The 11,533-nt window shown below is 31.3% G+C and carries 10 protein-coding genes and 1 other RNA gene; all 11 read left to right on the forward strand.

The features are described 5' to 3' along the window. Positions 1-317, forward strand: an RNA gene (gene rnpB, locus RR409_RS19715) — RNase P RNA component class A; the annotation flags it as partial. Positions 318-858: 541 nt separating this feature from the next. Further along, on the forward strand, positions 859-1,452 hold the full coding sequence (locus RR409_RS19720) for an Imm50 family immunity protein (RefSeq protein WP_332559492.1): 594 nt from the start codon (positions 859-861) through the stop codon (positions 1,450-1,452). Between the two features lie 127 nt (positions 1,453-1,579). Continuing rightward, positions 1,580-1,996 (forward strand): MarR family transcriptional regulator, encoded by a 417-nt coding sequence (locus RR409_RS19725; protein ID WP_332559493.1) that lies wholly within the window; start codon positions 1,580-1,582, stop codon positions 1,994-1,996. A 153-nt stretch (positions 1,997-2,149) separates the two neighbouring features. After that, positions 2,150-2,713, forward strand: coding sequence for a flavodoxin family protein (locus tag RR409_RS19730; RefSeq protein WP_332559494.1), 564 nt, complete (start codon positions 2,150-2,152; stop codon positions 2,711-2,713). 686 nt (positions 2,714-3,399) lie between these two features. Further along, positions 3,400-6,075, forward strand: a complete 2,676-nt coding sequence (locus RR409_RS19735; protein ID WP_332559495.1) for a sigma 54-interacting transcriptional regulator — start codon at positions 3,400-3,402, stop codon at positions 6,073-6,075. A gap of 120 nt (positions 6,076-6,195) precedes the next feature. Beyond that, a complete protein-coding gene (locus RR409_RS19740) occupies positions 6,196-6,507 on the forward strand; it encodes a PTS lactose/cellobiose transporter subunit IIA (RefSeq protein WP_332559496.1) in 312 nt (103 codons plus the stop codon). A gap of 229 nt (positions 6,508-6,736) precedes the next feature. After that, positions 6,737-7,045, forward strand: a complete 309-nt coding sequence (locus tag RR409_RS19745; RefSeq protein ID WP_332559497.1) for a PTS sugar transporter subunit IIB — start codon at positions 6,737-6,739, stop codon at positions 7,043-7,045. A 54-nt stretch (positions 7,046-7,099) separates the two neighbouring features. After that, the gene (locus RR409_RS19750) at positions 7,100-8,392 is read left to right on the forward strand and encodes a PTS sugar transporter subunit IIC (RefSeq protein WP_332559498.1); all 1,293 of its coding nucleotides are present in this window, start codon (positions 7,100-7,102) and stop codon (positions 8,390-8,392) included. A 275-nt stretch (positions 8,393-8,667) separates the two neighbouring features. Continuing rightward, complete coding sequence (locus tag RR409_RS19755) at positions 8,668-8,925, forward strand: HPr family phosphocarrier protein (protein WP_332559499.1); 258 nt, start codon at positions 8,668-8,670, stop codon at positions 8,923-8,925. 667 nt (positions 8,926-9,592) lie between these two features. Then, complete coding sequence (gene motA / locus RR409_RS19760; protein WP_332559500.1) at positions 9,593-10,378, forward strand: flagellar motor stator protein MotA; 786 nt, start codon at positions 9,593-9,595, stop codon at positions 10,376-10,378. Between the two features lie 9 nt (positions 10,379-10,387). Next, positions 10,388-11,131, forward strand: coding sequence for a flagellar motor protein MotB (locus RR409_RS19765; protein ID WP_332559501.1), 744 nt, complete (start codon positions 10,388-10,390; stop codon positions 11,129-11,131). Positions 11,132-11,533: the final 402 nt, after the last annotated feature.

Consider the following 11,533-nt stretch of genomic DNA (forward strand, 5'->3'; position numbering starts at 1 on the left):
GAGGAAAGTCCGAGCTCCATAGGGCAGGGTGCTGGGTAACTCCCAGTGGAGGCGACTCTAAGGAAAGTGCAACAGAGAGATACCGCCAAAGGCATGATTTATCATGTACTGGTAAGGATGGAAAGGTGAGGTAAGAGCTCACCAGCGCAATGGCGACTTTGCGGCTATGTAAACCCCATCTGGAGCAAGATCAAATGGGAGACATTTAGGGGCTGCCCGTCCCGTCTCCGGGTGTATCGCTGGAGCCCATCTGGTAACAATGGGCCTAGATAGATGATTGTCAAATACAGAACTCGGCTTACAGACTTACTCGTTCCATTGAAAACACTAGGTTTTATGACCTAGTGTTTTTATTTTGCCAGCCTAATTTTATTTTGGTATTATGATAGTCTATATGTTTATTAATTTTAAATGTGTATCAGTGGCTTTCGTTTGAATGTATTTGTTAATGTGAGAGTAAATATTTAAGGTTGTGTTGATATGGGAATGTCTAAGTCTAGTTTGGATTATTTTAAAATCACCTCCTGTTGTAAGAGTAGAGTTGAATCGGTATGACGTAGTTCATGAAATATTACCCTTTCTTCTCCCATCCTTTTTATTAGTCTGTTGAATTTTAAAGCAAAATAGTTTGGGTGAATGTAATTGCCAGTGTGCCACTACAAAACAAGAGCATATTCTAGATCTTCAAATATATTCTTCTCATAAAACTTACAACAGTAAGCCTTGTTTATATCTCTTGTAGTAATTTTAATAGTTCATCTGATATAAATACTTATTTTACTTTCGATGGTTTTAGGGGTTTAAATTTGCATCGAGCTATTGGTATAAAGTTAATTATTTTTATAAAAGTAAAGAGAGGTGTTTATCATAAGAAAAATTAACATAAATAGATTTGAAAATATAGATAGGAGATTATATAAAATTTCCTTTTCTTCCATTGATTTAATTGAAATTCAAAATGCGGATAGAATTAAATTAATTTATTCTGAAAAAGAGATACTAGATGCTACTATTCAGAAAGTTGATGAGGATGAATGGGGAAGATTTTTACTTTTATATTTATGGGATGGAAGTACGTTAAGAATTGGAAAGGTTAATATTGAATTGATTTTTTCCCCAAGAAAGTCTATTAAAGGGGCAGATAGATTTATCGAATTACATGGATATTGGTCAGCTTTCCATGATGATTATATAAAAGAGATAAAGATGGACACCAATGGTATAACACTTATAATTGATATGGAGGTTAGAAAAGATCAAATTTTTAACCAAGAAATCATATTAAAATTAAATGATATAGAAAGTATGGAATTAAGTAATTGGTATTGCAGTAATATAATCTTTGAAATGATTTTTAAGTATAAAGGGGAATACATTGAAGTTGGAATTGGTTCTAGTTTAGGATTAACCGGAAGTATCCTTTGTAAAGATATTTCTGTTGAAGTAAATTAAAGATATGATTTTTAATTTTAGTAAATAGAATCTATTGTGAATGGAGACATTATTAATTTGACAAATACAAAACAAGTTAGTATACTAATCATATAGTTAGTGTACTAATTATATTGGGAGGTACTAAATGGAAAACTTGTCTTTTTTAATAAACAAAGCATCAAAACAACTAAGGAACAAACTAGATAAAGCATTAAGAGAGTTTGACATAACTGCATCACAGCTTTCGGTAATAATGCAGATATATTCATCTGAGCAACCTATTACATCTGCAGAAATAGCACAACGATTAGGCTCAGACAGACCAACTATTTCAGGTATTATAAATAGGTTAGAAAATAAGGGGATAGTCCTAAAGGTTGAAAATCCAGAAGATAAAAGATCTTCTTTTTTAGAGATACATAAGGAAGCTAATAGCCTAGTTCAGCAAATAAAGACTATAAGTGATGAATTAACAATTGAAGTGTTTTCTATATATTCAAGAGAAGAAGCTAATGAACTAACCAAGATGATTTTGAAGTTGATTGAAAGAACTGAGCAATAGTTAAAAGAAAAACTAAAATAACGAAAGCTTTGGAAGAAATTATCCTAGAAAAAGGAAAAATGAACAACTTGAGAAAAAACATTTTATATTTCCTGTGGGGGTATTTGTGATAACAAGGTAGTAGAGAATCTACTTGAGAAAGGGTGCAAATAAATGAGTAAATTAATTGCTTTTGTTGGAAGTCCAAGAAAAAATGGTAATATTGATACTACTGTGAAAGAGCTTATCAAAGGTGCAAAGGAAAATCACATTGAGACTAAAGTTTATTATCTTAATGATATGAATATAAAATCTTGTCAGTCCTGTATGTTTTGTAGGCAGCCAGACCATGATCATTGTATCCTAAAGGATGACCTTAAAGAAATTTACGGAGAAATAAAGGAAGCAGACTTTTTAGTATTGTCTACCCCTGTATATATAAATCAAATGTCAGGTATTCTTAAGAATCTTCTGGATAGATTTTATCCTTTGACAAATGAAAAGCACAAGCCTAGATTTGGCATTAAAAAAACTATTTTCATTTATTCTCAAGCAGCACCAATCCCTTTTATATTTAATCGATATTTTAGGTACACTGAAAAATCTTTAAAAGCTATGGGGATAAAACCAATAAGGAGAATTACAATCCTTGGAGCATTTACAAAGGATTCCATACAAAAGAAAGCTAAAATTTTAAGAAAAGCTTATAATGTAGGAAGAAACCTTGTAAATAGTTAATAGAAAGGTAGCTATATGGGTAAGTTATTTCCAATAACTTCTTTGGCTTATTTAAGGTTTCCAGAATTTTAAGATTATAATTTCAATTTTTAATTCTATACTCTGTAATTATCTTATTTGAGATATATGTGTTTATCAATGAATCATGATATAAGTATTTGCAGTTTCTAAATAAATTTAATGAGATGTCAAATTCATTAAAGATATAATTATGGCATCAATGATATAAGGTAAAGCTTTGATGGAAGATAAGTAAATAAGTAAAATATATTAATAAACCAATTATGATCAGTAGCTATTTTAAGCTGAGCTGCTACCTCACTTTATAAAAATGGAGATTAGTACAGTGGAACGACTTAAATATGTATGCTGCCAAGATAAGGAGATACCTAATACAAGGAGCTATAAGAGAATAGGAAAAGGGCTGGTCTACATTTAATAATGAGAGATATTAAGGGGATGGGCTTTCAATGACTTGGTTGCTTTTTTACATTTTCATTAAATAAAAAAAGTAAAAATTAAGCACCATTTATACTTATACCAAAAATAAAGAAAAGAAAAGATAGTTTATAAGGCTATCTTTTTTGCATTAACCACAAAGGCAGTAATATATATATAGGATAATCAAATGTAATGAAGAATATATATATAAATTTATTCTGTAATCAGCTTAAAGGGGTGATAAATTGAAAAGGATTAATGCTGTCTATGAGAAACTATCTGGATATAGTAATGGCGCAAGTGCCTTAGAAATAGCAGAAGCTCTTAGTTTAAGTAGAGCAAATGTGAGCAGTGATTTAAATAAATTATATGAAGCAGGTAAAGTATCAAAGAATAATGGAAGACCAGTGATATTTACAGCTTCAAAGGAATCAAAACATGAAAAATATGCTTCAACTATAGAAAAATTCTCAAGAGCAAACCAAAGTTTGTTTACAGCGGTGGAGCAAGCTAAGGCGGCAATACTTTATCCCCCAAAGGGCATGAATATATTAATACTTGGAGATACAGGTGTTGGCAAGTCAATGTTTGCATCACTTATACATAAATATGCCATAGAGACAAATAAGCTTCAATATAATGCTCCTTTTGTTATCTTTAACTGCGCAGACTATGCTAATAATCCCCAGCTTTTAATTAGTCAGCTTTTTGGAACTAAGAAAGGGGCTTATACTGGGGCGGATTCAGATAAACAGGGACTTATAGAGAAAGCTAATGGAGGAATACTTTTTCTGGATGAAGTACACAGACTTCCCCCAGAGGGTCAAGAAATATTTTTTACATTTATGGATAAGGGAATTTATAGAAGGCTTGGTGAAACAGAACAGGATAGAAAAGCAACTGTGCTTATAATTTCTGCAACCACAGAGAATCCTGGGTCTGCCCTTTTAAGAACTTTTACTAGAAGGATTCCAATGGTTATAAGAATACCAGCTTTAGCAGAAAGAAGTCTGGAGGAAAGATTTGCTCTTATAAGTGGATTCTTTAAAGAGGAATCCTCAAGGCTGGATAAAGAAATAATGGTTTCTGTAAATTCTATGAGGGCTTTTTTAAGCTATAACTGTGCAAATAATATAGGTCAACTTAAAACAGACATTCAATTGGCTTGTGCTAAAGCCTATGCAGATTTTGCTGCAGGAAAAAAATATGAAATTAAAGTAAATAGTTCAGAACTTCCGATGTATATTCGAGAAGGTCTATATAAAGAAACAGAACACAGACAAATATGGAACAAGCTCATAGGATTTAATAAAAGGTATTGTATTTTTGATAAAAGTAATGACAATATTCTTTTTGAGGAAGATACCAGTGAAGATAGTATATATGAGATGATTAATATGCGAGTTCATGAGCTTCAAGCAAAAGGTGTTAAGGGTAATGAACTTGAAAGAGAAATGGGAAGGGATATAGAAGACTATTTTGCAAAATATATATACAATGTAAACAGAAGAACTGATATAGCTAGTTTAGAAAATATAATTAATCCTGATATTATTAAAGTTATAGAGCATATAGTAAGCTATAGTGAAGAAAAACTCAAAAGAATTCTAAGTCAAAAGATTTATTTTGGAATGGCAGCCCATATAGCTAACTCTATTGAAAGGGTGAAAAGAAACAAAAAGATAATAAATCCCCAATTAAATAAAATAAGAACAGAGCATAGTGAAGAGTTCTCTGTTGCTTTAGATTGCCTAAAGCTTATAGAAAGAACCCTGGATATTACTATGCCTATTGATGAAGCTGGATTTATTGCTTTGTTTTTGGTGTATGATGAAAGGAATAGTACCGAGTATAAACAAGAAGTAAAAGTAATTGTTATTGCACATGGAAATAATACTGCAACTTCCATGGCTGAAGTAGCAAATAAGCTTTTAGGCGTAAATCATGTAATAGGAATAAATGCGCCTCTTGAGGAAAAACCACAGCAAGTGCTCTTTAGGCTAAAGGCTATTATAAAAGAAAGTAATATAACCTCAGATACGATATTTTTAGTAGATATGGGATCACTGACAACCTTTGGAGAAGAATTAGAAAAAGAATTTGGCATAAGAACAAAAACTATTCCTTTGGTAAGTACCCTCCATGTATTGGAAGCAGCTAGAAAGTCTACGCTAGGCTATTCCTTAGATGAAGTTTATAAGGAAACACTAAGTGTTAATAGTATAATTGATCAGGATATGTCAAAGGACAATGATACTAAAAGTTCTGAAGATAAATTGGTTATTATAACTATATGTACCACTGGAGAAGGCAGTGCAAGAACTATTAAAGACTTACTTGAGAAAAACCTTGAATATGACAACAGCCAATTAGAAATTATTCCTTTTAATATTGTTTCTAAAGAAAATATAAGTGCAAGAATAAGATCTATCGCCAGAGAAAAAAATGTGCTTTGTGTAGTAAGTTCCTTTAGTATAAATACCAATATCAGGCAGTTTGCGCTTCATGAGGTTATAAGTCAAAAGGCAATTGCTGCAATTCAGCAGCTTATAGATATTGAGACTACTTATATTAAAATGGGAGACACTCTAAAGCACCAACTTAAAAATATAGATGGGACTGAGGTTTTTAAAGATATTAAGAGGTTTATAACTCAAATTGAAGAGGACCTAAATATAAAGATGGACACAGAGGTTTTAATTGGTACAACTCTTCATATTGGATGCATGATTGAAAGGCTTAAAGTAGGTGGAACTGTAACCGAGTTTCAGGGAAAAAAAGAATATATTAAATTAAATCCAGAACTTTATAAAATAGTAAAAGATGCCTGTAATGAACTTAGTAAAAAATATAATATATATATTTTATCCGATGAAATTTGTTATATAATGAGTTACTTTGATATTAGAAATTATAGTTAACTACAGTGCGACTAAGTATGTCGCACTTTTTTATGTTTTGGCATATAAATTGCTTTAATTATTAGTGGAGGCATGATGGGTATTAATTTAATATAAACAATATGAGAAAGGATGATGGAGATGAAGTATCAGGAGATAATGCTACAAATAATTGTTAATGGAGGAAATGCGAGAAGTTATTCAATGGAGGCTATTCAACTTGCTAAAGTTGATAAATTAAAAGAAGCACGAGAAACATTAGAAAAAGCTAATGAGGAACTAGCTTTGGCACATATAGCACAGACTAAACTCATTCAAGAAGAAGCTTCTGGAAATTCTATAGAGATTAGTCTTTTGATGGTTCACGCGCAAGACCATCTTATGAATGCTATAACAGTTAAGGATCTTGCACATGAATTTATAGATATGTATGAAAGGCTTTTAAAGCAATAAAACAGTCTAAAAAATGAAGAAAACACTAGCAATAATCAAACAAAACACTAAGGCAAAATCGAAACACTAAGAAAAAATTAAAACATTAATATGAAATTTGAGACTTATAAAACAGGAATAGGACATTTTATAATAAAGTTTAATAGCATTTTAGGGAAAGAGTGTCTTGGCATGATAGTTGCTATTTAATATTAATAGATTAAAAAAATAATTAAAGGAGGGAATTTATATGAAAAGGATTACCTTAGTATGTGGAGCTGGAATGTCTACAAGTCTTCTAGTGGTAAAAATGAATGATGCAGCTAAAAAACTTGGCGTTGAAGCCAAAATAATTGCTGTGGCTGAAGCAGAGTTAAGACATCATATAGAGAATACTGATGTGTTATTACTTGGGCCACAAGTGAGATTCCTGCTAAATAAATATAAAAATGCATATGAACCAAAGGGAATCAAAGTTGATGTGATAAACAGCATTGACTATGGATTAATGAATGGAGAGAAAGTTCTAAATCATGCTTTAACTCTTTTAAATGGGTAGTCATTTAGCTAATGGCTAAGGAATTATAAATTATTAATCATAGGGGGAATTAAAATGAAAAAAGTCATGGAATTTTTGGAAAAGTACTTTGTACCTTTTGCTGGTAAAATTGGTTCGCAAAGACATCTAGTGGCTATACGTGATGGGTTTGTTGCTATTATGCCTTTAATTCTAGTAGGCTCATTAGCAGTACTTTTTAACAACTTTCCAATACCTGGCTGGGGAGACTTTATGAAAGGTATCTTTGGTGAGAAGTGGAACTCCTTTGGTGGTACGTTGTGGAACGGTACCTTTGCAATTATGTCTCTATTGGTAGTATTCTCTATCAGCTATAATCTTGCTAAATCCTACGACAAAGATGGACTAACAGCAGGTATTGTATCCTTTGGCGCACTTTTAATGCTTTACGCTGGTTCTTCTAAGGATTGGGCACTTCCTTATGGATATCTTGGAGCACAAGGTTTATTCGTTGCATTATTTGTTTCTCTTGTTGCAACGGAGCTTTTTGTCAAACTAATGGGAAACAAGAAACTTGTTATTAAAATGCCAGATGGAGTTCCACCAGCAGTTGGAAGATCCTTTGCAGCATTACTTCCTTCACTAATTGTTTTAGTAATATTTGGTGCATTAAAGATAATTCTTGATTTAGTTGGAATTCCAGACATCCATCAGTTTATATTTGAATTAATTCAGAAGCCCCTATTAGGGTTAGCAAGTAGCTTACCTGCAGCATTGTTAGTAGTATTTTTAGTTCACTTACTATGGTTCTTCGGACTTCATGGAACAAATATACTTCTACCTATCACAAGTGCATTATTTCTACCATTAATGGAAGCTAATGTTAAGGCTTTTCAAGCTGGGCAAGCAGCAGAAAATATAGTTACTTCATCTTTCTTTGACACTTTTGTATACATGGGTGGAGCAGGAAGTTCAATTTGTCTTCTTATAGCAATACTTATAATAGGAAAAAGACAAGATAATAAAGCAAAAGCTAAACTTGGAATAGCTCCTGCAGCTTTTAATATTAATGAGCCTGTATTGTTTGGTATGCCTCTAGTTTTAAATCCAATTTATGCGATCCCATTTATTTTACTACCTGTAATACTTACAATTATAAGCTATTCTGCAATAGCAATAGGTATTGTTCCGAAAACAATAGCTATAGTTCACTGGACAATGCCTCCTATTATTAGTGGATTTCTTGCCACAGGATCTATAATGGGTATATTGTTACAATTAGTAAATATTTTTATAGGTATACTAATTTACATGCCATTTGTAATGGTTGCTGAAAAACATGCTAAAGAATTGGAATTTAAAAACAACTCTAATTCTATAAACTTATAGTTGTAATTTAACATTGCTTAAAAACTCTAACAGGAAACTGTTAGAGTTTTTTACCAAAATAAAAGAGCAAATAGTGGCATTTAAATAAATTAAGATATAGAAACTACTATATAAATATAAGTAAAATAAGTAAATATAAGAGGGCAATATTTTTAGCTAAGTATAATGGACATGGATTATTTATTTTAATTATTTGAAGAAGAGTAGGTTAAGCCATAAAAGGAAGCCTTGGAATGTTTAGTAGGAATTCAAAATCAAAAAATGGGAGGGGTAGTATGTTTGAACAAGATGTTATAGTAAAAAATAAAATTGGGTTGCATGCAAGGCCAGCTGCAAAAGTTGTATCAGAAGGTAATAAATTTAAAAGCCACATGACCATAAAAAAGGGTGATAAAGTAGTGAACATGAAAAGCCTTCTAGGGATACTTAGCATTGGTGCTATGTGTGGAGATGTAATAACTATTCAAGCTGAGGGAGAAGATGAATTAGCAGCAGTAGAGGCAGTAATGAAATTAATAGAGAATATTGAATAAAGGATAATAGAATATACTTTAAATAATAAAAAGATCCAGAGCGATTGGGCAAAACCTTATTTAGTTTATATCAACACTTTCAATGCTATGATTATAAAAATAGTTCTAAATCTAAAATTACATGGAATTCAAACAATAGGTTATATATTGAAAACTATTTTTAGATCATAGCTTGCATCACCTATAGTATTCGTAGAGCTTATGATAAGCTTGCGCGTTTGATAAACGTATCAATAATTTCAACTGCTGCTTCACTTATATAATTATTTGTTGGAGTAAGTAATATCCATAGGGTTCACCTTGTTGAGTTGTATTTGATTACATTTTACATATTCAGCATTTGGGGTGAACTTTCTTTTTTTGAATTTAAAAGACCTATAAAATCAACTAATATAATGTATGTAATTTATTTACATGTTCGCTCAGCAGTATTAAAAAAAATTCATAATTTTACCTGTTTGAAATAATATAGAAATATTTAAGTATTAATAGATTTATCCTTAAAAAATATCAAAATCCTTGTCCCAAAATAGTGTTTATCTTAGAGATTTTATGATACAATACTTTTATAAAAAAATGTATGATATTGTCGAAAAATAAATTATAATAATAAAATGCTTCTTTATTTAAAATCAATAGATAAGAAGGGTGTAAGGGGGAACAAAAGATGGACATTTTTTTAATTATGGGTGTTATTGTAGGTCTTCTCTCAGTAGTTGTGGGAATGATCGTTAAAGGTGCAGATGTGGCAGTGTTATTAAATCCCGCTGCAGCTATTATAATTCTAGTTGGAACTACCGCAGCGGTAATGAATTCTTTTCCGAAGGGTGAATTTCTTGGAATACCCAAAATTTTGGGAGTACTTTTTAAAGATAAGAAAAAGGAAGATCCTGTTGAGATTATAAAACAACTTGTAGAAATATCAATTTCAACTCGAAAGAATGGGTTATTATCGCTGGAAAATACAATACAAAGTATGGAAAATAAATTTATGAAAAAAGCGCTTGAAATGGTAGTTGATGGTATAGAGCCAGACTTTATCAATGAAGTAATGAGTTCTGAAATTGAAAGTATGGAAGAAAGGCATCGAGCTGGTGCATCAATTTTAACAGCAGCAGGTGGTGCTGCCCCAACACTTGGAGTTTTAGGAGCTGTTATCGGGTTAATAGGTGCTCTTGGAAATTTAAATGATACTGAAAAACTTGGACATATGATAGCAGCTGCTTTTGTTGCAACACTTTATGGAATTTTCTTTGGATATGTAATTTGCCATCCATTTGCTAGTAGGCTTAAGAGAAAATCTCATGAAGAAATTAGTAGCATGAATATTATGCTAGAAGGAATATTACTTATTCAAGAAGGGAAAAACCCTAAGAGCATAGAAACAAAATTAGTTGGTCTGTTGAGACCAAAGGATAGAAAACAATTTGAAAACAGTAATAATGAAAGGTAGCGAGTACAAATGAAGAATAAGAAAAAGGTACATCATGAGGAACATGTGGACGAGACATGGCTTATTCCTTATGCAGATATGCTAACACTTTTATTAGCACTCTTTATTGTTATGTTTGCAATGAGTCAGGTTGATAAAGAAAAATTTGAAAAAGTAAGTACTGAGCTAAATGCTATTTTCTCGAGTAGTAATGGTATTTTGCAGGATGGTGGAATTGAACCAGTAGAAGACCTACATCCAGAAGTAGTTTCTAACGGTGTAATAGAAGAAAATAAAATGCAAGAAATCAAAGAAACAATAGAAGAAGAAATTGGGAAAAATGGCTATTCAGATAAAGTTAAAGTAGAACTTAATGAAGGTGGCTTAGAAATCTCTATACAGGATGTTTTACTTTTTAATTCTGGAGACGCAAAGGTTTTAGATGAGGTTACACCCTTACTTCTACAAATATCCAATATGCTTAAGAGTCTAGATAATGATATTAAGATTGTAGGACATACTGATAATGTACCTATTCACAATACAAGGTTCCCCTCCAATTGGGAGTTAAGCGCAACGCGAGCTATAAATGTAATGAATTTCATAGTTAATACTGGGGGAGTGAATCCCAAAAAGTTATCTATTCAGGCATATGGTGAACAAATGCCTAAATTTGATAATTCAACTAAGGAAGGTAGAGAGAAAAATAGAAGAGTAGAAATTTTTATTATCCGTAATTACTCTAGCCCTAGCAGCAATAGTAAGGAAAATTAGAAACTCAAGCAACTGATTTAGGAATACATTATATAAATAAAGACATTTCATCCCTTGAATTATCAAGGGATTTTTTCTGTCCTCAAAATAAATAATTGCATTTACAACAAGAAAAATAAATTATGAAGAATGTCATAATAATTTACCACTGTTCATTTGTATAGGTTATAATTGTGAACAAAGTTAAATTAACTAATTAAGGAAAAAGCTGATTTTCATTTTAGATTTATAAAATATTTAAAATGTGATTCTAGTCATATTTTAAAACTATAAAAGGATATAAAATAAGGTCATAGGGAAACATAAATACCAAAAATAAAAAAATAATAAAATGATGTTAAAATTCAGGAGGTTACTAATATGGAAAGAATAATTAATATAAATCAAAAGCTTGGAGAAGTT

Source organism: Clostridium sp. (genome assembly GCF_036642255.1).
Classification (GTDB): Bacteria; Bacillota; Clostridia; order Clostridiales; family Clostridiaceae; genus Clostridium_J.